We start from the raw sequence: 25505 nt of genomic DNA, 5'->3' as shown, positions 1-25505 counted from the left end.
CGGAGACGACGCTACGGGAGCGGCAGGGCCGGGCGCGACCGATTTTTCAGGTGAGGACGAGCAGCTCCGTGGGGGAGGCGACCTCGACCCGCAACCCGGCTTTGGCGGCGATCCGCCCCACCCCGCGCACATCCGACGGGTCCGCGCGAGTCAGTACGAGAGCGCGGGCGAGCAGCCCCTTGTGGTGCTTGTTGAAGTGACTCACGACGGTCCGGCTGCCGTCCGGCTGCTCGGTGAGCACGGTGGCGGTGACGGCGCCGGGGACCGGGCCGAGCGCCTGATAACTGCCGGAGCGCAGGTCGACCACCAGCCCACCCGCGGCCTCGGCGAGCAGCGCGGGGGTGAGCGCGTCCTTCCAGAGCGCGGGCAGGGTGGGCAGGCCGGGGAGGCGGGTGCCGCCGGAGAGGCGGTAGGCGGGGATCGGGTCGCCCGCCCGGACCACGCCGAAGAGCGCGGAGCCGACGGCGAGCCGGTGCAGCGCCTTGGCCTTCTGCGCGCGGGTGAACGAGCGTGCGTCCAGTGCGTCGTAGAGGACGCCGGTGTAGCGCTCCAGCGCGGGCCGGGTGGCGGAGGTGCGGACGGCGGCATTGCGGGCGATCTCCGCCTTCGCCGACTTGCCGAGCCCGAGGACGGCGGCGGACGTCGCCGGGTCGGCGGCCAGCTTCTCCACCGCATCGAGCAGCTGGGCCCGGACCGGGGTGAGCGCGGGGAGCGCGAGCGAGCCGAGGTCGAGCGGGCCGCCGCGCCCGCCGTCGGACTTGGTTTCGGAGGGAGGCAGCAGCACCAGCACGAGCGGTAACGGTAGTTCAGCCGGGGAAGCCCTGGTTGCCGACCACCGCGAGCAGCGCCAGGCCGGTCGGCGCTGTCGGTGCCGAGCGCGGGGGTGAACCAGAGCAGCCGCTGCCTGCCGTCCTCGCTGGTCAGGGTCAGGCAGTGGACCTCGAGCAGGCCGAGCTCCGGGTGCACGATGCGCTTGCGATTGTCGCGCCGGACCGCGACATCGTGCTCGGCCCAGAGCGCGGCGAACTCGGGGGAGCGGGTGAGCAGGTCGTCGATGAGGGTGCGTGCCTCGCTGTCGCGCGCGTCGCGGCGGGCGGCCGCTGCTCGGAAGTCGGCGACGTAGGAGCGAGCGTGCGCGGGGTGGTCCTCCTCGGGGTAGATCCGCCTGGCATCGGGGTCGGTGAACCAGCGGTAGACGAAGCTCGCCTCCGGGCCGCGCAGCCCGGACCGGTCGCCGAGCAGGGCGACCGCCAGCGGATTCTGCACCAGCGGAACGTGCAGGTCGGTGATGACCTGGGCGGGGGTTTCGGTGAGCCGGGTGAGGAGGTCGAGCATGCCGGGGTGCACCTGCGGGTCGGCGGTGCGCGGGATCGGTCGTTCGGCCAGGTGGTAGAGGTGGTCGCGCTCGTCCCTGGTCAGCCGGAGGGCGCGGGCCAGGGCGGCGAGCATCTGCTCGGAGGGTTGCGAACCGGCGCCGCGTTCCAGCTCGATGTAGTAGTCCACCGAGGCGCCGGCCAATTGTGCTACTTCATCCCGGCGCAGCCCGGGGACCCGGCGCCGCGGCCCGGGGACCAGCCCGACCTGCTCCGGGCGGATGCGCTCGCGCCGGGAGCGGAGGAACGCGCCCAGTTCGGCGTATTTCGCGGATGGCATGCCACCAGTCTCCGATACCAGGGGATGGCGTCCCCTGGTACCGGTGCGCGGCCGGGCGCAGGGTGGAGTCATGAACGAGACACGGGTAGCCATCGTCACCGGGGGATCGCGGGGGATCGGGCGGGCGGTCGCCGAGCGGCTCGCCGCCGACGGGTTCGCGGTCGTGGTGAATTACGCGGGCAACGAATCCGCCGCGGAGGAGACGGCCCGGGCCATCCACGCCGGGAAGGGAAAGGCGGTCGCGGTGCGCGCCGATGTCGCCGACGAGCAGGCCGTTTCCGCGCTGTTCGAGCGCGCGGAGACCGAGTTCGGCGGCGTCGACGTCGTGGTCAACGCGGCGGGGCGGATGGTGCTCTCGACCATTGCCGACCTCGACCTGGACGCGCTGGACGCCATGCACCGCACCAATATCCGCGGCACCTTCGTGGTCGCGCAGCAGGCAGCGCGCCGCCTGCGCAACGGCGGCGCCTTCGTCGGCTTCTCCACGACCGTGGTGAGCACCCAGTTCCCGACCTACGGCGGGTATGCCGCGTCCAAGGGCGCGGTCGAGGCCATGACGCTCATCCTGGCCAGGGAGCTGCGCGGCCGGGGCATCACCGCGAACACCGTCGCCCCCGGCCCGACGGCGACCGACCTCTTCCTGGACGGCAAGACGGACGAGCAGGTCGCGACCCTGGCGAAGTCCCCGCCGCTGGAGCGGCTCGGCGCCCCGGACGACATCGCGAACGTCGTCGCCTTCCTGGCGAGCCCGGCGGGGCACTGGGTGAACGGGCAGACGGTCAGGGCCAACGGCGGGCTGGCCTGACACCCCCGGATGGCGGCGGACCAGCACGGACTACCCTGTGCAACCGTGATCACCCGCCTCTCCCGCCTCTTCCTGCGTACCCTGCGCGACGACCCGGCCGATGCCGAGGTGCCCAGCCACAAACTGCTCGTGCGCGCGGGCTACGTCCGCCGGATCGCACCGGGCGTGTATTCGTGGCTACCGCTGGGGCTGCGGGTGCTGCGCCGGGTCGAGGACGTGGTGCGCGAGGAGATGAATGCCATCGGGGCACAGGAGATCTCGCTGCCCGCGCTGCTGCCGCGCGAGCCGTACGAGGCGACCAGGCGGTGGACGGAGTACGGCGACGCGCTCTTCCGGCTGCGCGACCGCAAGGGCGCCGACTACCTGCTCGGGCCCACGCACGAGGAGCTCTTCGCGCTCACCGTCAAGGGCGAGTACAACTCGTACAAGGACCTGCCGGTCACGCTGTACCAGATCCAGACCAAGTACCGGGACGAGGAGCGGCCGCGCGCGGGCATCCTGCGCGGGCGCGAGTTCATCATGAAGGACTCGTACTCCTTCGACCTGGACGAGGCGGGGCTGAAGGCCAGCTACGCGGCGCACCGCGAGGCGTACCAGCGGATCTTCGAGCGGCTCGGGGTGAAGTACGCCATCGTGGCGGCGACCTCGGGGGCCATGGGCGGGAGCGCGTCGGAGGAGTTCCTGGCCGAGAGCGAGGTCGGCGAGGACACCTACGTGCGCTCGGAGTCGGGGTACGCGGCGAATGTCGAGGCCGTGGTGACGCCCGCGCCGGAGCCGCTGCCGATCGAGGGGCTGCCGGCGGCGGTCGAGCACGACACCCCGGACACGCCGACCATCGCGGCGCTGGTGGAGTGGGCGAACGGCGCCGGGATCGGGGCGGTGACCGCGGCCGACACGCTCAAGAACGTCATGGTCAAGCTGCGGCACCCGGACGGGAAGACCGAGATCGTCGGGATCGGCATTCCCGGTGACCGCGAGGTGGACTCGAAGCGGCTCGGAGCCTCGCTGGAGCCCGCCGAGTTCGAGCTGCTCGACGATGCCGATTTCGCCGCGAACCCGTTCCTGGTCAAGGGGTACATCGGGCCGCGCGGGTTGCAGCGCAATGGGATTCGTTACCTGGTGGACCCGCGGGTCGGCACCGGCACCGCGTGGATCACCGGCGCCGACGCGCCGGGCAGGCACGTGGTCGGGCTGGTGGCGGGGCGCGACTTCACGCCGGACGGCTCCATCGAGGCGGCCGAGGTGCGGGACGGCGATCCGGCGCCGGACGGGCGGGGCACGCTGGTCACCGCGCGCGGAATCGAGATCGGGCACATCTTCCAGCTCGGGTACAAGTACACCGACGCCTTCGAGGTGGATGTGCTCGGGGAGAACGGCAAGCCGGTGCGGCTGGTCATGGGCTCGTACGGGGTCGGGGTCTCGCGCATGGTCGCGGTGATCGCCGAGCAGCAGCACGACGAGAAGGGGCTGCGCTGGCCCGCCGCCGTCGCGCCGTACGACGTGCACGTGGTGATCGCCAACAAGGACGGGGCCGCGCGGGACGGGGCCGAGGAGGTCGTGGCCGGGCTGGATGCCGCCGGGCTCGAGGTGCTCTTCGACGATCGCACCGCCTCGCCGGGGGTGAAGTTCAAGGATGCCGAGCTGCTCGGCATGCCGCTGGTGCTGGTCATCGGCCGGGGCTGGGCGCAGGGCGTCGTGGAACTCCGCGACCGGTTCAGCGGCGAGGCCGAGGAGATTCCGGCCGCCGAGGCCGTGGCAGCGGTCGTCGCGCGGGTCCGCGGCTGATCGGTCGCCGCTCGCGCGGCGGCTGGACCAGCCCGGCGCGTGCGCCGCGCGTGGTAGTGACCGGGCGGCGGCTGCGCGATGCGTCGGCGCGCAGGCCCGGCTGCCTCAGACCGCGCCAGGGAAGGCGACCGTCGGCGGCTCGGCGCCGAGAATCGACTGCCAGGTCGCCAACCGCAGCGTGGCCTCGGTGAGCGCCTCCACCCCGGTGGTCCGCACCTCGGGCGTGGTCCCCTTCTCGACCACCGAACGCCAGGCCACGGCGGTATCCGTCTCGACGGCGACCGCGAGCCGGGCCGCCGCGACCGGGTCGGTGACGGGGAAGGGCGCGGTGTAGGCGGCGCTCGGTGCGGGCGGGGTGACCCCGCTCGCGGCCAGCGCGTCGGCCGTGGCGTCCCGGCGGGCGCGGTGCGCGGCGGCGTGCTCGGCGAAGACGGTGTAGCGCTCGTCGGCGGCGTAGGCGGCGATGATGCCGTAGGCGTAGACGGCGGCGTACTCGGCCTCCAGCGCGGTGCTCAACGCCTCCTGGTCGGATGTCATGCGAGCAGTACCTCCGCGTGCGCGGCGCAGGCCGCGCTGATCGAGGCGAGCAGCCCGGCCCGGTACCCGGTCTGGGTGCGCGCCAGGTCGGCCGCCGAACGGCGGGAACGGGCGAGCCGGTCGCGCAGCTGCTGCACCGTCGGCGGCGCGGCGGGGGTGCCGGTCGCCCCGGTGATCGGGTCGGCGGTGGGCTCGGCGGGCAGCGCCTCGCGGGTGCGGTGCACCGGGGTGGTGCCGTCGCCGTAGCTGCCGACCACCCGAGCGATCTCGGCGCGCAGCGCGTCGGCGTGCGCGGTGCGCTCGGCCGCCACCGTGGCGAGGGCACGGGCGCGGGCGGGTTCGGTGGCCGCCATGGCGGTGGCCGCGGCGGCGTCGACGCGGGCCCGCTGCTCCTGCCCGGCCAGCTGGTCCGGATCGTGCACCGGGTCGTTCGCGCAGCCCGCGGCGGCGCCGAGCAGCAGCCCCGCGGCGGCGCCTGCCCCGGCGCGCAGGGCGGTGCGGCGATCGACCGCGGGTCGGGGCGCGGGAGGGCGGTTCGGCACGCGCCCCATCGTGCCAGACCCCGGTGACCGCCCCGGCATCGGAACCCGGGCTCGAAAGTTGTCCGCGCGGAACGGGTTCAACCGGGTCCGGTAGCGTGGCGCCGGGGCGGGGTACGACGAAGAACGGCAGGTCCGAGACGAATGAGCATTCGAGACGTACCGGTGCGCACCCTGGCGGGCGAGCAGACCACCCTGGCCGACGTGGCCGGTGACCGCGCCGCCCTCGTGGTGAACGTCGCCAGCAAGTGCGGCCTGACGCCGCAGTACAGCGCGCTGGTCGAGCTGCAGAAGCAGTACGGCCCGCGCGGCTTCACCGTGATCGGGGTGCCCTGCAACCAGTTCATGGGGCAGGAGCCGGGCAGCGCCGAGGAGATCGAGGAGTTCTGCTCCACCACCTACGGCGTGGACTTTCCGCTGCTGGAGAAGACCGACGTGAACGGCGACGAGCGGCACGAGCTGTACCGGACGCTCACCGAGACCCCGGACGCCGAGGGCACCGCGGGCGACATCCAGTGGAACTTCGAGAAGTTCCTGATCGACCGCGAGGGCAAGGTCGTCGGCCGCTTCCGGCCGCGCACCACCCCGGACGCCGCCGAGGTCACCGCCGCCATCGAAGCGGCGCTCTAACCCCCGCCCCGGCCGGAGCCGCCACCCCGCTCCGGGGCGGCGGCTCCGTCGCGTCCGCAGATGCCCGGAGTTCGCTCGGCTCGCCGCCGGGGGGTACCCCGCCGACCAGCGGATTGCGCTCTACACTCTCGGAGCGCGTTACGCTAGACCCTCGGCACAGGAACTTCCGACCCGCTGACAACTGAACCAGGAGCCGCCCACATGCCGTTGCCGACCGAGGAGAGGGTGAGCCAGCTCGTCGCTGGCCTCGTCGAGGGCCGAGGTTTCGATCTGGAGGGGGTCACGATCGCGGGCGGCCGCAGCGGGCAGGCGAAGGTCACCATCGTGGTCGATCGGGACGCCCCCACCGACCTGGACACCGTCGCGGAACTCAGCACCGACCTCTCCGGCCTGCTGGACGAGGCGGGCGATTTCGGCGAGGCCGCCTACCTGCTCGAGGTCACCACCCCCGGCGTCGAGCGCCCGCTGCACGCGGAGCGGCACTGGCGCCGCGCCCGCGGCCGCAAGGCGCGGATCACGCTGCGCCCCGGCGCCCCGCACCCGGAGCCCGGCGTCGGCAGCCGCTTCGAGGCCCGCATCGGCGCGCTCACCGGCGAGTCGATCGCGCTGGTGCTCGGCGGCAAACGCAACCCGCACCGGGTCACCGTGCCGCTCGCCGAGATCGCCGAGGCCGTGGTGCAGGTGGAGTTCAACGCCCCCGGCGCGGCCGAGCTGGAACTGGCCGGCGGCGTCGCCCCCGGCCGCCCCGACCCGCGCACCGAGAGCGCGACCCCGCTACCCGGCGACGAGCCGTCGTCCGGCAGTGCCACCGAGCCGCAGACCGAAGGGATCGTGGAATGAACATCGAGATCGAAGCTCTGCGCGCCATCGTCACCGACAAGGGCATCTCCATCGAGACGGTGATCGCGGCTATCGAGCAGGCGCTGCTCACCGCCTACCGGCACACCGAGGGGCACCAGCCCGACGCCTACATCGACATCAACCAGAAGACCGGCGTGGTCCGGGTGATGGCGCGCGAGGTGGACGCCGACGGGAACGTGCTCTCCGAGTGGGACGACACCCCGGAGGGGTTCGGCCGGATCGCCGCGACCACCGCCCGCCAGGTGGTGTTGCAGCGGCTCCGCGACGCGGAGAACGAGAAGTCCTTCGGCGAGTTCGCCACGCACGAGGGCGACATCGTCGGCGGCGTGGTGCAGCGCGACGCCAGGGCCAATGCCAGGGGCACCATCGTGGTCAGGATCGGCAGCGAGGTGACCGGCACCGAGGGGCTCATCCCGCCCGCCGAACAGGTGCCCGGCGAGCACTACGAGCACGGCGACCGGATCAAGTGCTACGTGGTCGGGGTCTCCCGCGGCCAGCGCGGCCCGCAGATCACGCTCTCCCGCACGCACCCCAACCTGGTGCGCAGGCTCTTCGCGCTGGAGGTGCCGGAGATCGCGGACGGCTCGGTGGAGATCGTCGCGGTGGCCCGCGAGGCCGGGCACCGCTCCAAGATCGCGGTCCGCAGCACCGTCTCCGGGGTGAACGCCAAGGGCGCCTGCATCGGGCCGATGGGGCAGCGGGTGCGCAATGTGATGAGCGAACTGGCCGGCGAGAAGATCGACATCATCGACTACGCCGATGATCCGGCCTCCTTCGTCGGCAACGCGCTCTCGCCGTCCAAGGTGGTCTCGGTCACAGTGGTGGACCCGGACGCCCGCGCGGCCCGCGTGGTGGTGCCCGACTTCCAGTTGTCGCTGGCCATCGGCAAGGAAGGGCAGAACGCCCGGCTCGCCGCGCGGCTCACCGGGTGGCGGATCGATATCCGCAGCGACGCCGCTCCCGAGGTCGGCGACGGGGTGCGCAGCGAGGTCAACCGGAGGTGACCGAATCGATCGGGGGGGAGCGGTTCGATCTTCCGGCCCCGGCAGCGGTATCATGGAAGAAGGTTCAGCTCGCGGGGCCGGTCCGGACGTGTATCGGATGCCGGAAACGCGAGATGGCCGCCGATCTGTTGCGGGTCGTGGTGCGAGTAGCGGAAGCCGGAGACGGCCTCCCCGCGGTCGTCCCCGATCCGCGGCGCAGACTTCCCGGACGGGGTGCCTGGCTGCACCCCCTTTCGGCTTGTCTGAGCACGGCGCACAAGCGCCGGGCGTTCGGCAGAGCACTACGAGTGTCCGGACATCTGGATATCTCAGCCCTGGAGCATCACCTCGAGAACAGGCACGAGCACTCATGAGCACACCGTGAAGTACCAACGATGATCGTCCATCGGAGATAATCCGAGGTCGTGCGGGCCGCCGTCCCCAGGAACGGAGGTGCTGCTCGACCTCTCAGTAGAGGAGAGCAGTGGCAGGCAAGGCCCGCGTGCACGAGTTGGCCAAGGAACTCGGTGTTACCAGCAAGCAACTACTCGCGACGCTCAAGGAGCAGGGCGAGTTCGTGAAGTCGGCGTCGTCGACGGTGGAGGCCCCCGTCGCGCGCAGGCTGCGTGAGTCGTTCTCGAGCAAGTCGTCGAACGGCACCAGGTCCGGGGCCCGCCCCGGCGATTCCGGCGCGCGCTCCGGCGGCGACGGCGGTGCCAGGCCCGGTGCGCGTCCCACCCCCGGTGGCGGCCCCCGCCCCGGCCCCCGCACCCCGTCCGATCGCGGCTCCGAGCGCAACGGCACCCCCGCCGCCCCCGCCCAGCGGGAGAGCAATGGCGCCGCGCCGCACTCCGGCGGCGCCCAGGCAGCGCGCCCCGGCGACGCGCCGCGTCCCGGCCCCGCCGCGAAGCCGGGGCCCGCCCGTCCGGCCGCCCCGGCGCCGAACGCCGCCGCCTCGGCCGCGCCGTCGGCACCGTCCGCGCCCACCGGGCCGCGCCCGGCCCAGGGCGGTCCGCGCCCCGGCCAGCAGCAGCGTCCCGGCCAACAGCCGCCGCCGCAGCAGCGTCCCGGCCAGCCGCAGCAGCGGCCCGCGGGCCCGCAGGCAGGCGGCCCCCGCCCCGGTGGCCCCAAGCCGGGGCCGAAGGCGCCGCGCGTCGGGAACAACCCCTTCTCCTCCGCGCCCGATCGGGAGCGGCCCGCGCCGCGTCCGGCGCCGGGTCCCGGCGGTCCCCGTCCGGGGCCGCGGCCGGGTCCGGCCCCGGGTGGCGCGCCGCGTCCGGCCGCCGCGCAGGGCGGCGGCCCGCGTCCCGGCGGCCCGCGGCCGAGCCCCGGCTCCATGCCGCCGCGCCCGAACCCGGGTGCGATGCCGCAGCGTGCGGCGCGTCCCGGTGGTCCGGGCGGCGCCGGTCGCCCCGGTCGCCCCGGCGGCGCTCCGGGCGGCGGCGGTCGTCCCGGCGGCGGTGGCGGCGGCTACCGCGGTGGCGGTGGCGGCGGTGCTCCCGCCGGTACCGGTGCTCCCGCGGGTGGCGGCGGCGGTTTCCGCGGCCGTCCCGGTGGCGGCGGTGGCCGTCCGGGCGGTCCCGGTGGCCGCGGCGGCGCCGCGGGCGCCTTCGGCCGTCCCGGTGGCGCGCCCCGGCGCGGTCGCAAGTCGAAGCGGCAGAAGCGCCAGGAATACGATTCGATGCAGGCGCCCGCCGTCGGCGGCGTGCGGCTGCCGCGCGGCAACGGCGAGACCATCCGGCTCGCCCGCGGCGCCTCGCTCTCGGACTTCGCGGAGAAGATCGACGCGAACCCGGCCGCCCTGGTGCAGGCGCTGTTCAACCTCGGCGAGATGGTCACCGCGACCCAGTCGGTGAACGACGAGACGCTGGAGCTGCTCGGCGGCGAGATGAACTACGTCGTCCAGGTGGTCAGCCCGGAGGACGAGGACCGCGAGCTGCTGGAGAGCTTCGACCTCACCTACGGCGAGGACGAGGGCGACGAGGGCGACCTCGAGCAGCGGCCGCCGGTGGTCACCGTCATGGGCCACGTCGACCACGGCAAGACCCGCCTGCTCGACACCGTCCGCAAGGCCAACGTCCGCGAGGGCGAGGCCGGCGGCATCACCCAGCACATCGGCGCCTACCAGGTGCTCACGCACCTGAACGAGACCGACCGGCTGATCACCTTCATCGACACCCCCGGCCACGAGGCGTTCACCGCCATGCGTGCCCGCGGCGCGAAGGCCACCGACATCGCGATCCTCGTGGTCGCGGCGGACGACGGCGTCATGCCGCAGACGGTGGAGGCGATCAACCACGCCCAGGCGGCCGACGTGCCGATCGTGGTGGCGGTGAACAAGATCGACAAGGAGGGCGCGAACCCGGAGAAGATCCGGCAGCAGCTCACCGAGTACAACCTGGTCGCCGAGGAGTACGGCGGCGACACCATGTTCGTGGACATCTCGGCCAAGCAGGGCACCAATATCGACGCGCTGCTCGAGGCCGTGCTGCTCACCGCGGACGCGGCGCTCGACCTGCGGGCCAACCCGGACCAGGACGCGCAGGGTGTCGCCATCGAGGCGCACCTCGACCGCGGCCGCGGCCCGGTGGCCACCGTGCTGATCCAGCGCGGCACGCTGCGGGTCGGCGACTCGATCGTGGCGGGCGACGCCTACGGTCGCGTCCGCCGCATGGTGGACGAGCACGGCGACGACGTCGACGCCGCACTGCCCTCGCGGCCGGTGCAGGTCATCGGCTTCACCTCGGTACCGGGCGCGGGTGACAACCTGCTCGTGGTCGACGAGGACCGGATCGCCAGGCAGATCGCCGACCGGCGCAATGCCCGCAAGCGCAACGCGCTGCAGGCCCGCAGCCGCAAGCGGATCAGCTTGGAGGATCTGGATGCCGCGCTGAAGGAGACCAGCGAGCTGAACCTGATCCTGAAGGGCGACAACTCCGGCACCGTCGAGGCGCTGGAGGAGGCGCTGCTGCAGATCGACCTCGGCGACGAGGTCCGGCTGCGGATCATCGACCGCGGCGTCGGTGGCGTCACCGAGACGAACGTCAACCTGGCGTCCGCCTCGAACGCGATCATCATCGGCTTCAACGTCAGGGCGGAGGGCAAGGCCACCGAGCTGGCCAACCGCGAGGGCGTCGACATCCGCTACTACTCGGTGATCTACCAGGCGATCGACGAGATCGAGAAGGCGCTCAAGGGCCTGCTCAAGCCGATCTACGAGGAGGTCGAGCTGGGTCGCGCCGAGATCAGGCAGATCTTCCGCTCCTCGAAGTTCGGCAATATCGCCGGCTGCATGGTGCTCTCCGGCTCGGTCAAGCGCAATGCCAAGGCCCGGCTGCTGCGGGACAACGTGGTGGTGGTCGAGACCATGAGCATCGCCTCGCTGCGCCGGGAGAAGGACGACGCGACCGAGGTCCGCGAGGGCTTCGAATGCGGTATGACCGTCACCTACTCCGATATCAAGGAAGGCGACATCATCGAGGCGTACGAGCTGCGCGAGAAGCCGCGCGACTGACGCTCGGCATCGTGAAGGCGCTCCGGCCACCGGGCCGGGGCGCCCTCGCGCGCCCCTACCCGGAGGTGAGCGTGTACCTCGGTGCACTCGAATTCGACATCCTGCTCGGGGATGTGCACTCGCTCAAGGAGAAGCGCAAGCTCATCCGGCCGGTTCTGGCCGAGCTGCAGCGCTTCGGGGTGAGTGCCGCCGAGGGCGGGGACCACGACCTCCATCGCCGCTCCCAGCTGGGTGTGGCGATGGTGAGCGCGGGAATGGACCAATTGACAACGGTCCTGGACCGTTGTGAGCGGCACGTGGCCGCGCGTCCGGAGCTACAGTTGCTGGCGGTGCGCCGCCGCATCTTCGGACCGGAGGACTGAGACGTCCTCCGCCGACGCCGTTCCCATATCAGGACAGGAGGAATCGGCCATGGTGGATCAGGCCAGGGCACGCCGGCTCGCGAAGCGGATCTCCTCGATCGTGGCGACCGCGATCGAGTACGAGATCAAGGACCCGCGTTTGCGTTTCATCACCGTCACCGATGCGAAGGTCACCGGCGACCTGCGCGACGCCACCGTCTACTACACGGTGCGCGGCGAAACCCTCGACGCGGAACCGGATTACACCGAGGCCGCGGCCGGGCTGGAGAAGGCGAAGGGGGTGCTGCGCTCGAAGGTGGGGGCGGGCACCGGGGTCAAGTTCACCCCGACCCTCGCCTTCGTGCTCGACACCGTGCCGGACGCCGCGCGCGAGATGGAGGAGCTCCTGGCCCGGGCCAGGGAGCAGGACGACGCGGTGGCCAGGGTGGCGGCGAACGCCACCCCGGCCGGCGAGCCGGACCCGTACAAGAGCGACCGGGACGACGAGTAACCGGCACGAGCATGATCTCCACGGATGAGCCGGTCGAGCTGGGCCCGGCGGTACGAGCGCTGGATGCGGCTCGATCGGTCACCATCCTCTGCCACGTGCAACCGGACGCCGACACCGTCGGCAGCGGGCTCGCGCTGGCGCACGTGCTGCGCAGGCGCGGAGTCCCGGTGCGGGTCTCCTTCGCCGAGCCGGCGGCGCTGGCGGCATCGCTGCGGACGCTGCCCGGCGCCGAGCTGATCGTCCCGTCCGCGGAGGTGCCCGCCGAGGTCGACCTGCTGGTCACCGTCGACTGCGGCAGCGCGGGGCGGCTCGGGGCGCTCGGCGACCGGCTGGCCGGGGCAGCCACCACGCTGGTGATCGACCATCACCGCTCGAACACCCGGTTCGGGGCGATCAACCTCATCGACCCCGACGCCGAATCGACCGCGGGGCTGGTCGCCCGGGTGCTCGATGCCTGGGGCGAGCCGATCGACGCGGCGGTGGCGCACTGCCTGTATGCCGGGCTGGTCACCGATACCGGCTCGTTCCGCTGGGTGCGGCCCGGCACGCACGGGCTGGCCGAGCGGCTGCTCGGCACCGGGATCGACGGCGCCGAGATCTCCCGCGCGCTGCTCGACACGCACCCGTTCGGCTGGCTGCCCATGCTCGCCGCGGTGCTGGGCAGCGCCCGGCTGGAGCCGGGGGTGCGCGGTGGGATCGGGCTGGCCTACGCCTTCGTGCGGCGCACCGATGTGAACGGGCTCGGCGCCGAGGAGGTGGAGAGCGTCATCGATATCGTGCGCACCAGCGCCGAGGCCGGGATCGCCGCCGTCTTCAAGGAGCACCGCTCGGTCGAGGGCCGCTGGACGGTCTCGCTGCGCTCCCGTAACAGCGGGCCCGGCGCCGCCGACGGAGTGGACGTGTCCGCCGTTGCCACCGCGCTCGGCGGCGGCGGACACCGCTTCGCCGCCGGGTACACCACGCACGGCACGGCCGACGAGATCCTCGCGGCGCTGCTCGCCGCGCTCGAATGAGCGACGGTGAGCTACCCGGCCACCCGGCGACCGAGCGGGGTTCCGCCACCAGGGCCGGGCCGGTGCCGGCCGAGGCCGCCATCGGCCCGGCTCGTGACGCCGTGCCTCCCGCGGCCGACGTGGAAGCGAAGCCCGGCTCTGTGCCTTCGGCGGCCGGTGCAGGGGCGGCGCCCGACGCTGCCGCGGACGCTCCGGCGGCCGACGCCGGGCCGCGGCGGCTGCTGGCGCTGGCCATCCCGACGCTCGGCGTGCTCGTCGCCGAACCGATCTACCTGCTCTTCGACCTCGCCGTGGTCGGCAGGCTGGGCGCGCAGGCGCTGGCCGGGCTCGCGGTGGGCGGGCTGATCCTGGCGCAGGCCAGTACCCAGCTCACCTTCCTCTCCTACGGCACCACGGCCCGCTCCGCCCGCAGGCACGGCGCGGGGGACCGGGCCGGTGCGGTGGCCGAGGGCGTGCAGGCCACCTGGCTGGCGCTCGGCATCGGGCTGGTGCTGCTGCTCGCGGCGCAGGGCGCCGCCGCTCCGCTCACCCGGGTGATCGCGGGCGGCTCCGAGATCGCGGGCCAGGCCCTGCCCTGGTTGCGGATCGCGCTGTTCGGGGTGCCGCTCATCCTGATCGCCATGGCGGGCAACGGGTGGCTGCGCGGTGTGCAGGAGACCAGGCGGCCGCTGGTCTTCGTGGTCTGCGGGCTCGCGCTCTCGGCGCTGCTCTGCCCGCTGCTGGTGCATGGGCTGTGGTTCGCCCCGCACTGGGGGCTGCCCGGTTCGGCGGCGGCCAATGTCGCCGGTCAGGCCGTTACCGCCGCGCTCTTCCTGGCCGCGCTGGTCCGGGAGCGCGCCGCGCTGCGCCCCCGCCCCGCGATCATGCGCGCCCAGCTGGTGCTCGGCCGCGACCTCATCGTGCGCAGCCTCGCCTTCCAGGCCTGCTTCGTCTCCGCCGCCGCGGTTGCCTCCCGCTTCGGTGCCGCCTCGGTCGCCGCGCACCAGGTGGTGCTGCAGCTCTGGAACTTCCTGGCGCTCACCCTGGACTCGCTCGCCATCGCCGCCCAGACCCTGGTCGGCGCGGCGCTCGGCGGCGGCGACGCGCGCGGCGCCCGCGGACTGGCGGGCCGGGTCACCCGGTGGTCGCTGCTCTTCGCGGTGGCGCTGGCCGCCTGCTTCGCGCTCGCCGCCGCGGCGCTCCCGCCGCTCTTCACCACCGACCCGGCGGTCCTGGACCGGATCGGCGTCATCTGGTGGTTCTTCGTCGCCATCATTCCGGTGGCGGGCGTGGTGTTCGCGCTCGACGGCGTGCTGCTCGGCGCCGGCGACGCCGCGTATCTGCGCACCACCACCATGGCGGCCGCGCTGGCCGCCTTCCTGCCCGCGATCTGGCTGGCCCTGTTTTTCGGGTGGGGCGTCGCCGGAATCTGGGCCGGACTGGTCGCCTTCATGCTCGCGCGGCTGCTCGCGGTCGGTGCCAGGGCCATGTCCGGGCGCTGGGCCCGGGTCGGCGCCGACATTCAGCGGCCCTGACGGCCGCCATGCGGTGACCGCCCCGGCGGCGTGCTGCCCGACCGGCCCGCCGCCGGGTGTGGCACCGTGGATCGGGTGATACCCAAGTTGATGGCGGTGAGCGACATCCACGTCGGTCACAAGGGCAACAAGCCGGTGGTCGAGCAGATCCGGGCGGATTCGCCGGACGACTGGCTGATCGTCGCCGGCGACGTCGCGGAGAAGACCGAGGACATCCGCTGGGCGCTGGAGCTGCTGCGCAGCCGGTTCGCCACGGTCATCTGGGTGCCGGGCAACCACGAGCTGTGGACCACCGCCAAGGACCCGGTGCAGATGCGCGGGGCGGCGCGCTACGACTACCTGGTCTCGCTCTGCCGCGACCTGGACGTGCTCACCCCGGAGGATCCGTACGCCGTGTGGCGCGGCGCGGGCGCCGAGCAGCACGGCGGCGCCGTCACGCTGGTGCCGATGTTCCTGCTCTACGACTACTCGTTCCTGCCCGCGGGCACCAGCACCAAGGCCGAGGGGCTCGCCGTGGCCCGCGAGCGCAATGTGGTCGCCACCGACGAGTTCCTGCTGTCCCCGGATCCGTACGTGACCAGGGACGCCTGGTGCCATGCCAGGGTGCAGGTCACCGAGCGCAGGCTGAACGCGCTGGAGCCCGGCACCCCGGTGGTGCTGATCAACCACTTCCCGCTGGTCCGGGAGCCCACCGACGTGCTCTTCTACCCGGAGTTCTCGCTCTGGTGCGGCACCACGCGCACCGCGGACTGGCACACCCGCTACAACACCGTCTGCTCGGTCTACGGGCACCTGCACATTCCGCGCACCTCCTGGTACGACGGGGTGCGCTTCGAGGAGGTCTCGCTCGGCTACCCGCGCGAGTGGCAGCGCCGCGGGCTGCCGGAGAACCTGCTGCGCCAGATCCTGCCCGCGCCGGAGTACTCGCCCGGCTCGCTGAACAAGTTCGGCGGGCACTTCCGGCTCACCCCGGAGATGGAGGCGGCGGCCGAGGAGATGCGGGCGAAGGCGCAGCGGCGGCGCGGGGTCCGATAGCGGCTGGACTAGGCTCGTCGCCGATGATCGAGAACATTCTGCCGTCCGGGATCGCCGCCGCGGAGCTGCTGGAGTACCCGGAGGGGCTGCGCGCGCACCCCGCCGAGGAGCACCTCATCGCCAAGTCGGTGGAGAAGCGCAGGCGCGATTTCATCGGGGCGCGGCACTGTGCCAGGCAGGCGCTGGCCCAGCTGGGCGAGCCGGAGGTGCCGATCGGCAAGGGGGAGCGCGGCATGCCGCTCTTCCCGCGCGGGATCGTCGGCAGCCTCACGCACTGCGACGGGTACCGCGCCGCCGCGCTCGGGCACGCGCTGCGCTTCCGCTCGGTCGGCATCGACGCCGAGCCGCACGCGGAGCTGCCCGACGGGGTGCTCGATTCGGTCAGCCTGCCCGAGGAGCGGCAGTGGCTGAAGCAGACCGAGAGCCCGCTGCACCTCGACCGGTTGCTCTTCTGCGCCAAGGAGGCCACCTACAAGGCGTGGTTCCCGCTCACGCTGCGCTGGCTCGGCTTCGAGGACGCGCACATCACCTTCACCGTGGAGGCGGCGGGCCCGGACTCCGGCTCCGGCACCTTCCACACGAGGCTGCTCGTCCCCGGCGGCACCAACGACGGCGGCAGGCCGCTGCTCGACTTCGACGGGCGCTGGCAGATCGGCTCCGGGCTGATCCTGACCGCGATCGCGACCGCCTGATGGACCCGCTCGGCGGACTGCTGATCGTCGACAAGGATCCCGGCATGACCAGCCACGACGTGGTCGGCAAGTGCCGCCGGATCCTGGGGACGCGGAAGATCGGGCACGCGGGGACGCTCGACCCCATGGCGACCGGGGTGCTGGTGCTCGGCGTGCAGCGGGCCACCAAGCTGCTCGGCTTGCTGACGCTCACCACCAAGGCGTACTCGGCGACCATCAGGCTCGGGGCGAGCACCGGCACCGACGACGCCGAGGGGGAGGTGCTCTCCGTGGTTCCCGCCGGGCACGTGACCGACGCGGCCGTCGCGGCGGAGGTGGCGGCGCTGACCGGCGATATCCGGCAGGTGCCCGCGACGGTGAGTGCGATCAAGATCGACGGGGAGCGGGCGTACGCCCGGCATCGGGCCGGAGAGGAGGTGCGGCTCCCGGCGCGGCCGGTCACGGTCTCGCGGTTCGCCGTGCTGGCGCGGCACGATCGCGGGGAGTTCGTGGATCTCGAGGTCGAGGTGGAGTGCTCGTCCGGCACCTACATCCGGGCGCTGGCCCGTGATCTGGGCGCCGCGCTCGGGGTCGGGGGGCACCTGACGGCGCTGCGCCGCACCCGGGTCGGGCCGTTCACGCTCGAGCACGCGCGCACCCTCGAGTCGCTCGCCGCGGCGCCGTCGCTCTCGCTGCCCATGGACGAGGCGGTGCGCGCGGCCTTTCCGCTGCGCGATATCGATCGCTCGCAGGCGGAGGATCTGCGGAACGGGCGGTGGCTGGAGCCGGTCGGGCGGGACGACGTCTATGCGGCGGTCGATCCCGACGGGCGGGCGATCGCACTGCTGAAGGAGAGCGGGAAGCGGGCGGCCTCGGTCATGGTCGTGCGGCCGGCTGGGTTCTGACCGGTCAGGACCCCTCGCCGAGCAGCGGGGTGAGGGCGCCGAGCAGGGCGCCGGTGCTGACGGCGTGCATGTCGGCGCGGGTGACGGTGCCGTTCTCCAGCCAGTCCACGGTGAGCACCCGGACGAAGGTGAGCCAGGCGCCGATCACCGACTCGGCGGCGGCGCGGCGGGGGGCGGGGAGCCCGAGCTCGTCCAGCATGCGGCGGCGCAGTTCGCCGAGCTCGCCCGCGATGATCGCCTGGATGGTGGGGTCGGCGGCGAGCACCTTGTTGGCCGCGAGCACCGCGTGCGGATTGGCCTCGAAGTAGTCCAGGTGCGTGTTCAGCGCGGCCGAGATCTGCTCGGGCACGGAGAGCGCGGGGTCGAACGAGGAGTCGACGAGCAGCTGCGCCGCCGCCCGCTCGTAGACGGCGGCGAAGAGGTCCCGCTTGCCGGGGAAGTGCCGGTAGAGCAGGGCGCGGGAGATCCCCGCCGCGGCGGCGACCTCCTCCATCAGCACCGCCTCGTACGGCCGGTCGGCGAAGAGCGCCGCCCCGGCCTCGACGATCTGGGCGCGGCGCTGCTCCGGGGTCAGGCGACGGCGAACCATGCCGCCAGCTTAGTTGACGCGCGTCTACCAACGCGCCATAGTAGACGCACGTCTAATAACTCGGGAGGGAATCATGGCGGCATCGGCTCTGCGCTGGCTGGCACTGGTCATGGGGGTGATCTGCGTCCTCATCGGGCTCGAGCACCTGGCGACCGGCGAGGCGCTCTTCCCGGACATGGGCGAACCGGGCGCCACCGCGGACAGCCAGGCCCGCTTCTTCGGCGCGGTCTTCGCCGGCTACGGCCTGGCCTGGATCCTGGCCGCCCGCCGCGACCCGATCCCGGCGAGCGCCATCCGGCTCCTGGCAGGCATCATGCTGCTCGGCGCGGTCGGCCGGTTCCTCTCCATCGCCGTGCACGGCTGGCCGCACCCTGTCGCGCTGATGCTCACGGCGCTGGAGGTGGCGCTCCCACCCGTGTACCTGGTGCTCGCGGATGCCGACGAGAAGCGCGTCGCGGCCGGGCGGGCCGCCGCGGCCTGACCGCGGGCGTCAGGAGCCGAACTGCGCACGCAGCCGCTCGACCGCGTCGCTCATGTGCTCGACCAGCAGCTTCCGCGCCCGCTCCGGCGCCCCCGCGGCGATCGCCTCGCGCAGCCCGACGTGCTCCCGCGCCTGCTCGCGCAGGTCGGGGTAGGTGGTCTGGAGCGCGCCGAGGCACATGCGGGTCTCGATCAGCAGGGTGCGGGCGGCGCGCACCAGCCGCGGGCTGCCCGAGCTCTGCACCAGCGCCTCGTGGAATGCCTGGTCCGCGTCGGAGACGCCGGCCGCGTCCCCGGCCTCGGCCCGCGCCGTCATCTCGGCGACGCTCGGCGCGAGCGCCGCGGCGGCGATCTCCCTGCGGCCGTCCAGGATGAGCTCGAGCGCGCCGCCCTCCAGCGCGGTGCGCGCCCGGTAGATGTCGACCACGTCGTCCAGCGCCAGCTCGATGACGAAGATGCCCCGGTGCCGGATGCTGTGCAGCAGCCCCTCGGAGACCAGCCGCTGCATGGCCTCGCGCACCGGCCCCCTGCTCACCGCGAACTGGGCAGCCAGGTCGGCCTCGCCGAGCTGCGCGCCGGGGGCGAGGCTGCCGCGCATGATGGCGTCCCGGAGCCGGTCCGCGATCATCTCCGCGGTCGACTTCCGGTTCACCGGCTGGAAATCAACGACGGACATCACTCGGCCTCCCGGCGAAGAGGGTACCCAGCGCGGGCGCGACCGGGACCGCCCCGGCGAGCCGGAGCCCGGCCCAGACGGTGACCTGGTTCGCGGTGAGCACCGGTTTGGCCAACGCCCGCTCCAGCTCCGGCAGCAGCGCCATGGTGTGCATGGCGGTGTCCGGGATGAGCAGCGCCTCGGCATCGGCGTGGTCGTTGTCGGCGGCCAGGGTGAGCACCCGGTCCGGGGTGAGCGTGCCGACCTCGGCGGCGGTATCGATCCCGGCGCTGGTCATCGAGGTCACCTCGATCCCGGCGGCGGCGAGGAAGTCGACGAAGAGCCGGGCGACGTCGTCGGGGTAGCTGGCCGCCACCGCCACCCGGCGCAGCCCGAGCGCCCGCGCGGCGTCGGTGAAGGCGATGCTGGTGCTGGTCGCGGGCACCCCGGCGGCCTCGGCGAGGCCGCGCGCCTGCTCGCGCGCGCCGTCCGGGCCGTAGACGAAGCTGCCCGAGGTGCAGGCCCAGACCACGGCGTCCGGCCGGTGCGGGGCCAGCAGCTCGGCCCCGGCCCGCAGCCGGGCCGGGCTGCCCAGATCCAGCAGCTCGGGGACGGCGTGCAGGTCGGTGCCGTAGATGTGCGCCACCGGCAGCCGCACGCCGAGCGCCGCCGCGACGGGCGGGTAGTCGTCCTCGGCGGCGTGGTCGGGGTAGACGAGACCGACGGTGGTCATGGTGCTCCTTCTAGAAGACGTCGAGCAGCCATCGGCCGGGCCCCATCATGGGGAGTTTCATCCGGCCGAGGCAGGCCCACATGGTGAGCTGGTTGGCGGTGAGCACGGGCTTGCCGAGCCGCTGCTCCAGCGGCTCGATCACGTCGTAGGTGGGCAGGTTGGTGCAGCTGACGAAGACGGCCTGGGCGTCGGGGTGATCGGCGCCGAGGATCCGCTCCGCGATGGTCCGGTAGCCGACCTTCCAGATGCCGCCGCCGAGGCCGAGGTGGTCCGAGCGCACCACGGCGCAGTCGGCCTCGGCCAGGAAATCGTGCAGTTTGCCGGTGAGGATCTCGTCGTACGGGGTCAGCACCGAGATCCGGGTGAGCTCCAGCCGCTGGATCGCCTCCAGCAGCGCGCCGGAGGTGGTCACCGCATCCGCGGCGCCCGCGGAGCGGATGGTGTCGCAGAGCGAGCGCTCGTACCCGAGCCCCTTGATGAAGCTGCCGGAGGAGCAGAGGTAGGCCACCACCTCCGGCTCGACGTGCAGCACATTGCGGGTGGCGGCGGTGAGGTGCGCCGCGTCCGAGACCAGCTCGGCCATCGCCAGCGAGACCGGGACCGGCTCGTACGGGGTGCGCGCCAGGTGCAGGCTGACGTCGAGCGGGGCCCAGCGCCAGAGCTCGCGCTCCAGCGCGAGGTCGAACGGCGCGATGATCCCGATGCCGCGCTGGGCGACCGGACCCTCGATGCCGGGAAAGCTGAAATCCACTTGCGGCCCCTCTTACCAGCGCTTCTCTTGCGATCCGTGCTGGCAGCACACGATCGGATTGTTGACAATCATACGATGCGATCCTACGGTGTCAACGTGGAAAAGGCCCCTGTGATCACCGTCCTGCACGGCGACCACGCGCCCGAGCCGGAGGCGCTCGCCCGCGTCGCCGACCGCGCCGAGCTGCGCCTGACCCGCGCGGCCGGGCTGCCCGCGGCGCTGCGCGGCGCGGACGCGCTCTTCGTGCTCGACTTCGGCACCGACGCGCTGCCCGCCGCCTGGCCGCAGGCCGGCGCGCTGCGATGGTTGCACATGGGCTCCACCGGCGTCGACGCGGCGATGTTCCCGGCGCTGATCGCCAGCGACGTGGTGGTCACCAATACCCGGGGGGTCTTCGACGCGGCCATCGCCGAGTACGTGCTCGGCCAGATCCTCGGCTTCGCCAAGGATCTCGGCGGCGCGCTGCTCCGGCAGCAGCGGCGCGAGTGGGCGTACCGGGAGACCGAGCGGATCGCGGGCACCTCGGTGCTGATCGTCGGCACCGGCGGGATCGGCCGGGCCATCGCGCGGCTGCTGCGCGCCGCCGGGATGCGGGTCTCGGCGATCGGCAGGCGGGAGCGCGCGGGCGACCCGGACTTCGGCACCGTCGGCACCGACCTGCACGCCGAGCTGCCGAACGCCGACTACGTGGTGGCGGTCGCCCCGCTCACCGAGCGGACCAGGCACCTCTTCGACGCCGCCGCCTTCGCCGCGATGAAGCCGCACGCGCGGTTCGTGAACGTCGGCCGCGGCGAGCTGGTGGTCACCGAGGCGCTGGTCGAGGCGCTGCGCACCGGCGCCATCGCCGGCGCGGCGCTGGACGTGGTCGATCCGGAGCCGCTGCCCGCCGGGCACCCGCTCTGGACCTTGCCCGGCGTCCGGATCACCCCGCACAACTCCGGGGATTGGATCGGCTGGAGCGGGGCAATCCTGTCCGCGTTCGCCGACAACTTCGACAACTGGGTCGCCGGGCGGCCCCTGCGCAATGTGGTCGACAAGCAACTCGGGTACGTGCCCGGCTGAAGGAGCCCCCTCGATGAGCAACCCCGAGAACACCACTCCGGCCGACCCCGCCGCCATGACGGCCGTGCAACTGGTCACGGCGTACGCCGCGGGCGCGCTCTCGCCGGTGGAGGCGACCGAGGCGGTGCTCGCGGCCATCGCCGACCGCGACCAGGCGGTGAACGCCTTCTGCCTGGTCGACCCGGACCGGGCGCTGGTGCAGGCCAAGGACTCCGAGGAGCGCTGGCACTCCGGCTACGCGCGCGGGCTGCTCGACGGCGTCCCGGTCTCGATCAAGGACATCTTCCTCACCGAGGACTGGCCCACCCGGCGCGGCTCGACCTCGGTCGACCCGGCCGGGCCGTGGACGGTGGACAGCCCGGTCACCGCGCGGATGCGCGAGGACGGGATGGTGTTCCTCGGCAAGACGACGACGCCGGAGATCGCCTGGAAGGCGGTGACCGACAGCCCGCTCACCGGAGTCACCCGGAATCCGGTGGCGCCGAGTGCGACCGCGGGCGGCTCGTCCGGGGGGAGCGCGGCGGCGGTCGCGGGCGGGATGGGGCCGGTGTCGGTCGGCACCGACGGCGGCGGCAGCATCCGGATCCCGGCGGCGTTCTGCGGGATCGTCGGGTTCAAGCCGACGCACGGGCGGGTGCCGCTCTTCCCGGCCAGCCCGTTCGGCCCGCTGGCGCACGCCGGGCCCATGACGCGCACGGTCGAGGACGCCGCGCTGCTGCTCGACATCCTCGCGCTGCCCGACCCGCGCGATCCGACCGCGCTCGCCCCGACACTCGCCACCTTCCGCGGCGAGATGCACCGGGATGTGCGCGGGCTGCGGGTGGCGTGGTCGCCGAACCTGGGCTACGCCACCGTCGACCCCGAGGTCGCGGCGATCACCGAGGCGGCGGTGCGGCGGCTCGCCGACGCCGAGCTCGCGGTGACCGCCGCCGACCCCGGCTTCACCGACCCGCTGGACGCCTTCGAGATCCTGTGGGCGGCGGGCGCGGCCACCATGCTTGCCGGGTTCCCGGCGGGCAGCAGGGAGCGGGTCGATCCCGGGCTCGGCGCGGTGTGGACCCGGGGTGACGCGGTGAGCGCCGTCGAGTACCTGGAGGCGCGGAATGTCGCCGCGCAGCTCGGGATCACCATGGGGAGGTTCCATCAGGACCACGATGTCCTGGTCACCCCGACCGTGCCCATCCCCGCCTTCGAGGCGGGGCACGACGTGCCGCCCGGCAGCGGCCTGCGCGGCTGGCCCGAGTGGACCCCCTTCACCTACCCCTTCAACCTCACCCAGCAGCCCGCCATCAGCATTCCCGTCGGCCGCACCGCCGCCGGGCTGCCCGTCGGCCTGCAGATCGTCGGCCCCCGCCACTCCGACGACCTCGTCCTCGCCGTGGCCCGCTACGCCGAGCACGTCCTGGGCTGAGCCCCCGGCCCGGCCGGGCGAAGCCGAAGCGGGCGAGATTCACTGCGGCAACTGCGCGACCCGCCGCTCGAGCACCCCACGCTCCTTCTCGTTGCGACACAGCGCGATGGCATTCGCGAACTCGGCGCGTGCCTCGGCATTCCGCCCGAGCCGCGCCAGCAGTTCACCGCGCACGTTCGGCACGAGCTGCGACCCGGCCAGCGCCCCCTCGGCCATCACCGAATCCACCAGGGGAAGCGCCACCGCGGGCCCGTGCGCCATGGAGACCGCGACCGCCCGGTTCAACCGCACCACCGGCGAGGGAGCGATCCGCCCCAGCGCCTCGTACAGCACCACGATCCGCTCCCAATCGGTCTCCTCGAAAGTCGCGGCCACCGCGTGACATTCGGCGATGGCCGCCTGCACCCCGTACGCCCCGAGCCCGATCGCGGCCCCGCGCGCGAGCGCCGCCCGCCCCCGCCGGATACCGTCCCGATCCCACCGCCGCCGATCCTGCTCCGCCAGCAGCACCGGCTCCCCGTCGGAACCGGTCCGCGCCGGAAACCGCGCCGCCGTCAGCTCCAGCAGCGCGAGCAACCCGTGCGGCTCGGCGTGGTCCGGCACCAGCCGCGCGAGCACCCGCGCCAGCCGCAGCGCCTCCGCCGCCAGATCGAGCCGGATCTGCGTCGCCCCCGAACTCGCCGACGACCCCTCGGTGAAGATCACGTACAGCACGCCGAGCACCGACCCCAGCCGCTCCCGCCGCTGCTCCGGCGCGGGCACCTCGAACGGCACCCGCGCCGCGGCCAGCGTCTTCTTGGCCCTGGTGATCCGCGCCTGCACGGTCGCGGTCGGAACCAGGAACGCCGCCGCGATCTCGCCGCTGCTGAGCCCGCCGACCACCCGCAGCGTGAGCGCGATCCGCGCCTCCGCCGCGAGCATCGGATGGCAGGCCACGAACATCAGCGCCAGCACGTCGTCGTCGATCCGCTCCGGATCCCACGGCTCCGGCTCGGGCGCGGCGGGCGCGCCCCCGGTGGCGGCGCCGCCCTCGCCCAGCTCGCGGGCGAAGGCGGCGTACCGGTCACCGAGCGCGGCATTGCGCCGGAAGGCGTCGATGGCGCGGCGCTTGCCCGCGGTGAGCAGCCACCCGGCCGGATCGCGCGGCACCCCGTCCCGCGGCCACGCGACGAGCGCCTCGGCCAGCGCCTCCTGCGCCACATCCTCGGCCAGTGCGAACTCCCCGGTGTAGCGGGCGAGCGCGCCGACGATCCGCGCGGACTCGATTCGCCACACCGCGGCGACCGCAGCCCGCCCGGCCGCACCGCTCACAGCTGCCCGGTCGCCTCGCGCCAGGCGCGCTCCTTCTGGATCCACTCATTGTCCTGCGGGAACTCGCCGATCTCCGGTACCCGCCTGATCTCGGTCTTGAACCCGGGCCCGCCCGCGGGCAGCCGCTTCGCCCACTCGATCGCCTCCTCCTTGGAGGCGACGCTCAGGATGTAGTAGCCGCCGAAGAGCTCCTTGGTCTCGCCGTAGGGGCCGTCGGTGACGACCGGCGGGTCGGCGGAGTAGTCGACCACGACGCCCTCGGCCGGGTCATCCAGCCCCTCCGCGGCCAGCAGCACCCCGGCCCGGATGAGCTCGTCGTTGAACCGCCCGACCGTCTCCAGCATCTCGTCCATATCGACCGCGCCCATCGCCGCGTAGGCCTCGTCGGTGGCGCGCATGATCAGCATGTACTTCATTGTCCGTCTCCCTCGGTGTGCGGGTCTCGCTCGGACCCTCTCACCCCGTGGTCGAACGGGCCGCCCGCCGAATCGACACGGCATGAAACATTCTTTGAAGATTTTTCTAGCCGCGGGCGAAGGCGAGGGTCTCGCCGAGCACACCCTGCGTCCAGAGGGCATTGCAGGCGGCGGCGAGCTCGGGGAGCCCCTCCTCGATGGTGGCGAAGACATTGCCGGGCACCCAGCCCTGGTCGCCGTTGATGAGCAGGTTGTTGCGGCCGTAGAAGAGCGCGAGGTCGGTGGCGCCCTGCTCGTGCGCGGCGGCGGAGCCGGGCTCGTAGCCGTAGGCGGGGTTGCCGATCTCCCAGGGCTCGAAGTCGAAGAGGCAGACGTCGCCGGGGATGGGGGTGACGGTGGGGTTCTCCCGGTGCGGGGCGGCGGTGAGCCGGGGCACGAGGGTGTAGACCTCGTTGCGGGCGTACTTGGCGTGGAACGCGTCGCCCTCCTGGGGCAGCGCCTCCCACACCGCGGCGCAGGTGCCCGGCGCCTCGTCGTCGAGGAGGCGGGCCCGGCAGGTGATGCCTGCCTTGGTGAGGGTGATGGTGATGTAGCGAGCCATGCTGTCTCCTCTGTGCCGGGCGGGGTTTGCCCGCGGTCGTCGTCTGGGTTGCTCGGAGGGCGGGGCGCCCAGCGCGGTCCGGCAGGGCTGCGGTGCCGCGATGCGCTCCCGCGGCACCGCAGGCCGCCGCGCCCGGCACTGGAGATCCCGGTGCGCGAGGTAGCCGTCGAGTTCGTAGGGCGCTATGCCGCGCCCCGCG

The 25505-nt window shown here is 73.3% G+C and carries 27 protein-coding genes and 1 pseudogene; 17 read left to right on the top strand and 11 right to left on the bottom strand.

Annotation, left to right across the window (positions count from 1 at the left end; genetic code table 11):
* Positions 1-46: 46 nt before the first annotated feature.
* Both yaaA and NH2_RS28480 read right to left on the bottom strand, forming a co-directional pair.
* Positions 47-790, bottom strand: coding sequence for a peroxide stress protein YaaA (gene yaaA / locus NH2_RS27305; RefSeq protein ID WP_067660646.1), 744 nt, complete (start codon positions 788-790; stop codon positions 47-49).
* Positions 791-912: 122 nt separating this feature from the next.
* A pseudogene (locus tag NH2_RS28480) lies at positions 913-1653 on the bottom strand (helix-turn-helix transcriptional regulator); the annotation flags it as partial.
* A 70-nt stretch (positions 1654-1723) separates the two neighbouring features.
* On the opposite strand from NH2_RS28480, the gene NH2_RS27300 reads away from it, so the two are divergent.
* Entirely contained in the window at positions 1724-2458 is a 735-nt protein-coding gene (locus tag NH2_RS27300) for an SDR family oxidoreductase (RefSeq protein WP_067660644.1), read from the top strand.
* Between the two features lie 45 nt (positions 2459-2503).
* Entirely contained in the window at positions 2504-4243 is a 1740-nt protein-coding gene (locus NH2_RS27295; RefSeq protein WP_067660642.1) for a proline--tRNA ligase, read from the top strand.
* Between the two features lie 105 nt (positions 4244-4348).
* Here NH2_RS27295 and NH2_RS27290 read toward each other — a convergent pair whose 3' ends face one another.
* Together NH2_RS27290 and NH2_RS27285 are read right to left on the bottom strand one after the other, a co-directional pair.
* A complete protein-coding gene (locus tag NH2_RS27290; RefSeq protein WP_067660639.1) occupies positions 4349-4780 on the bottom strand; it encodes a DUF4439 domain-containing protein in 432 nt (143 codons plus the stop codon).
* Positions 4777-5331: a hypothetical protein gene (locus tag NH2_RS27285; protein WP_067660636.1), complete on the bottom strand. Its 555-nt coding sequence runs from the start codon at positions 5329-5331 to the stop codon at positions 4777-4779. Before NH2_RS27285 ends, NH2_RS27290 begins: the two co-directional genes overlap by 4 nt.
* 132 nt (positions 5332-5463) lie before the next feature.
* Here NH2_RS27285 and NH2_RS27280 point away from each other — a divergent pair, with 132 nt between their 5' ends.
* The 12 genes from NH2_RS27280 to truB all read left to right on the top strand — a co-directional run bounded on the left by NH2_RS27280 (position 5464) and on the right by truB (position 17297).
* Entirely contained in the window at positions 5464-5949 is a 486-nt protein-coding gene (locus NH2_RS27280) for a glutathione peroxidase (protein ID WP_067660633.1), read from the top strand.
* A gap of 201 nt (positions 5950-6150) precedes the next feature.
* Complete coding sequence (gene rimP, locus NH2_RS27275; protein ID WP_067660630.1) at positions 6151-6789, top strand: ribosome maturation factor RimP; 639 nt, start codon at positions 6151-6153, stop codon at positions 6787-6789.
* Positions 6786-7814: a transcription termination factor NusA gene (nusA, locus tag NH2_RS27270; protein ID WP_067660627.1), complete on the top strand. Its 1029-nt coding sequence runs from the start codon at positions 6786-6788 to the stop codon at positions 7812-7814. The genes rimP and nusA overlap by 4 nt, the downstream gene beginning before the upstream one ends.
* A gap of 113 nt (positions 7815-7927) precedes the next feature.
* Entirely contained in the window at positions 7928-8167 is a 240-nt protein-coding gene (locus tag NH2_RS28475) for a YlxR family protein (protein WP_245650799.1), read from the top strand.
* Between the two features lie 110 nt (positions 8168-8277).
* Entirely contained in the window at positions 8278-11307 is a 3030-nt protein-coding gene (gene infB / locus NH2_RS28470) for a translation initiation factor IF-2 (RefSeq protein WP_084505946.1), read from the top strand.
* Positions 11308-11378: 71 nt separating this feature from the next.
* Positions 11379-11669 (top strand): DUF503 domain-containing protein, encoded by a 291-nt coding sequence (locus NH2_RS27255; RefSeq protein ID WP_067660851.1) that lies wholly within the window; start codon positions 11379-11381, stop codon positions 11667-11669.
* Between the two features lie 49 nt (positions 11670-11718).
* Entirely contained in the window at positions 11719-12159 is a 441-nt protein-coding gene (rbfA, locus tag NH2_RS27250) for a 30S ribosome-binding factor RbfA (protein WP_067660618.1), read from the top strand.
* A gap of 11 nt (positions 12160-12170) precedes the next feature.
* Positions 12171-13172: a DHH family phosphoesterase gene (locus NH2_RS27245; RefSeq protein ID WP_067660615.1), complete on the top strand. Its 1002-nt coding sequence runs from the start codon at positions 12171-12173 to the stop codon at positions 13170-13172.
* Positions 13169-14686: an MATE family efflux transporter gene (locus NH2_RS27240; RefSeq protein ID WP_084505945.1), complete on the top strand. Its 1518-nt coding sequence runs from the start codon at positions 13169-13171 to the stop codon at positions 14684-14686. The genes NH2_RS27245 and NH2_RS27240 overlap by 4 nt, the downstream gene beginning before the upstream one ends.
* A 75-nt stretch (positions 14687-14761) precedes the next feature.
* Positions 14762-15721 (top strand): metallophosphoesterase family protein, encoded by a 960-nt coding sequence (locus tag NH2_RS27235; RefSeq protein ID WP_157104002.1) that lies wholly within the window; start codon positions 14762-14764, stop codon positions 15719-15721.
* A 23-nt stretch (positions 15722-15744) separates the two neighbouring features.
* Complete coding sequence (npt, locus tag NH2_RS27230; RefSeq protein WP_067660610.1) at positions 15745-16413, top strand: 4'-phosphopantetheinyl transferase Npt; 669 nt, start codon at positions 15745-15747, stop codon at positions 16411-16413.
* Entirely contained in the window at positions 16413-17297 is an 885-nt protein-coding gene (gene truB / locus NH2_RS27225; protein ID WP_067660608.1) for a tRNA pseudouridine(55) synthase TruB, read from the top strand. The genes npt and truB overlap by 1 nt, the downstream gene beginning before the upstream one ends.
* Positions 17298-17301: 4 nt before the next feature.
* Here the strand turns inward: truB and NH2_RS27220 are convergent, their stop codons facing one another.
* Entirely contained in the window at positions 17302-17886 is a 585-nt protein-coding gene (locus tag NH2_RS27220; protein ID WP_067660605.1) for a TetR/AcrR family transcriptional regulator, read from the bottom strand.
* Between the two features lie 73 nt (positions 17887-17959).
* Between NH2_RS27220 and NH2_RS27215 the strand changes: the two genes are divergently transcribed.
* Positions 17960-18367 (top strand): DUF4345 domain-containing protein, encoded by a 408-nt coding sequence (locus NH2_RS27215; protein ID WP_067660601.1) that lies wholly within the window; start codon positions 17960-17962, stop codon positions 18365-18367.
* Between the two features lie 9 nt (positions 18368-18376).
* On the opposite strand, the gene NH2_RS27210 is transcribed toward NH2_RS27215, so the two are convergent.
* The 3 genes from NH2_RS27210 to NH2_RS27200 are packed head-to-tail and all read right to left on the bottom strand — an operon-like array spanning position 18377 to position 20505.
* Positions 18377-19042, bottom strand: a complete 666-nt coding sequence (locus NH2_RS27210) for a GntR family transcriptional regulator (protein ID WP_067660598.1) — start codon at positions 19040-19042, stop codon at positions 18377-18379.
* Positions 19029-19754 carry a maleate cis-trans isomerase family protein gene (locus NH2_RS27205; protein ID WP_067660595.1) on the bottom strand — a complete coding sequence of 242 codons (726 nt, stop codon included), beginning with the start codon at positions 19752-19754 and terminating at the stop codon, positions 19029-19031. The genes NH2_RS27210 and NH2_RS27205 overlap by 14 nt, the downstream gene beginning before the upstream one ends.
* Before the next feature lie 10 nt (positions 19755-19764).
* Complete coding sequence (locus NH2_RS27200; RefSeq protein ID WP_067660592.1) at positions 19765-20505, bottom strand: maleate cis-trans isomerase family protein; 741 nt, start codon at positions 20503-20505, stop codon at positions 19765-19767.
* A gap of 96 nt (positions 20506-20601) precedes the next feature.
* On the opposite strand from NH2_RS27200, the gene NH2_RS27195 reads away from it, so the two are divergent.
* Together NH2_RS27195 and NH2_RS27190 are read left to right on the top strand one after the other, a co-directional pair.
* Positions 20602-21567 (top strand): D-2-hydroxyacid dehydrogenase, encoded by a 966-nt coding sequence (locus NH2_RS27195; protein ID WP_174552887.1) that lies wholly within the window; start codon positions 20602-20604, stop codon positions 21565-21567.
* Positions 21568-21580: 13 nt separating this feature from the next.
* Positions 21581-22978, top strand: a complete 1398-nt coding sequence (locus NH2_RS27190) for an amidase (RefSeq protein WP_084505944.1) — start codon at positions 21581-21583, stop codon at positions 22976-22978.
* A 39-nt stretch (positions 22979-23017) separates the two neighbouring features.
* On the opposite strand, the gene NH2_RS27185 is transcribed toward NH2_RS27190, so the two are convergent.
* The 3 genes from NH2_RS27185 to NH2_RS27175 all read right to left on the bottom strand — a co-directional run bounded on the left by NH2_RS27185 (position 23018) and on the right by NH2_RS27175 (position 25306).
* On the bottom strand, positions 23018-24313 hold the full coding sequence (locus NH2_RS27185; protein WP_218021753.1) for an RNA polymerase sigma factor: 1296 nt from the start codon (positions 24311-24313) through the stop codon (positions 23018-23020).
* Positions 24286-24705: a YciI family protein gene (locus tag NH2_RS27180; protein ID WP_067660583.1), complete on the bottom strand. Its 420-nt coding sequence runs from the start codon at positions 24703-24705 to the stop codon at positions 24286-24288. Before NH2_RS27180 ends, NH2_RS27185 begins: the two co-directional genes overlap by 28 nt.
* A gap of 106 nt (positions 24706-24811) precedes the next feature.
* Positions 24812-25306 (bottom strand): DUF3830 family protein, encoded by a 495-nt coding sequence (locus NH2_RS27175; protein WP_067660580.1) that lies wholly within the window; start codon positions 25304-25306, stop codon positions 24812-24814.
* Between the last annotated feature and the right edge of the window lie 199 nt (positions 25307-25505).

This window comes from Nocardia harenae NBRC 108248, from assembly GCF_001612885.1.
GTDB lineage: Bacteria > Actinomycetota > Actinomycetes > Mycobacteriales > Mycobacteriaceae > Nocardia > Nocardia harenae.
This window is presented reverse-complemented; position numbering and strand designations above follow the sequence as displayed.

Coding starts and splice junctions, on each gene's coding strand:
- NH2_RS27300 (WP_067660644.1), top strand. CDS start 1,724: ATGAACGAGACACGGGTAGCCATCGTCACCGGGGGATCGCGGGGGATC.
- NH2_RS27290 (WP_067660639.1), bottom strand. CDS start 4,780: ATGACATCCGACCAGGAGGCGTTGAGCACCGCGCTGGAGGCCGAGTAC.
- NH2_RS27285 (WP_067660636.1), bottom strand. CDS start 5,331: ATGGGGCGCGTGCCGAACCGCCCTCCCGCGCCCCGACCCGCGGTCGAT.
- NH2_RS27280 (WP_067660633.1), top strand. CDS start 5,464: ATGAGCATTCGAGACGTACCGGTGCGCACCCTGGCGGGCGAGCAGACC.
- rimP (WP_067660630.1), top strand. CDS start 6,151: ATGCCGTTGCCGACCGAGGAGAGGGTGAGCCAGCTCGTCGCTGGCCTC.
- nusA (WP_067660627.1), top strand. CDS start 6,786: ATGAACATCGAGATCGAAGCTCTGCGCGCCATCGTCACCGACAAGGGC.
- NH2_RS28475 (WP_245650799.1), top strand. CDS start 7,928: ATGGCCGCCGATCTGTTGCGGGTCGTGGTGCGAGTAGCGGAAGCCGGA.
- rbfA (WP_067660618.1), top strand. CDS start 11,719: ATGGTGGATCAGGCCAGGGCACGCCGGCTCGCGAAGCGGATCTCCTCG.
- NH2_RS27245 (WP_067660615.1), top strand. CDS start 12,171: ATGATCTCCACGGATGAGCCGGTCGAGCTGGGCCCGGCGGTACGAGCG.
- NH2_RS27240 (WP_084505945.1), top strand. CDS start 13,169: ATGAGCGACGGTGAGCTACCCGGCCACCCGGCGACCGAGCGGGGTTCC.
- npt (WP_067660610.1), top strand. CDS start 15,745: ATGATCGAGAACATTCTGCCGTCCGGGATCGCCGCCGCGGAGCTGCTG.
- truB (WP_067660608.1), top strand. CDS start 16,413: ATGGACCCGCTCGGCGGACTGCTGATCGTCGACAAGGATCCCGGCATG.
- NH2_RS27220 (WP_067660605.1), bottom strand. CDS start 17,886: ATGGTTCGCCGTCGCCTGACCCCGGAGCAGCGCCGCGCCCAGATCGTC.
- NH2_RS27215 (WP_067660601.1), top strand. CDS start 17,960: ATGGCGGCATCGGCTCTGCGCTGGCTGGCACTGGTCATGGGGGTGATC.
- NH2_RS27210 (WP_067660598.1), bottom strand. CDS start 19,042: ATGTCCGTCGTTGATTTCCAGCCGGTGAACCGGAAGTCGACCGCGGAG.
- NH2_RS27205 (WP_067660595.1), bottom strand. CDS start 19,754: ATGACCACCGTCGGTCTCGTCTACCCCGACCACGCCGCCGAGGACGAC.
- NH2_RS27190 (WP_084505944.1), top strand. CDS start 21,581: ATGAGCAACCCCGAGAACACCACTCCGGCCGACCCCGCCGCCATGACG.
- NH2_RS27180 (WP_067660583.1), bottom strand. CDS start 24,705: ATGAAGTACATGCTGATCATGCGCGCCACCGACGAGGCCTACGCGGCG.
- NH2_RS27175 (WP_067660580.1), bottom strand. CDS start 25,306: ATGGCTCGCTACATCACCATCACCCTCACCAAGGCAGGCATCACCTGC.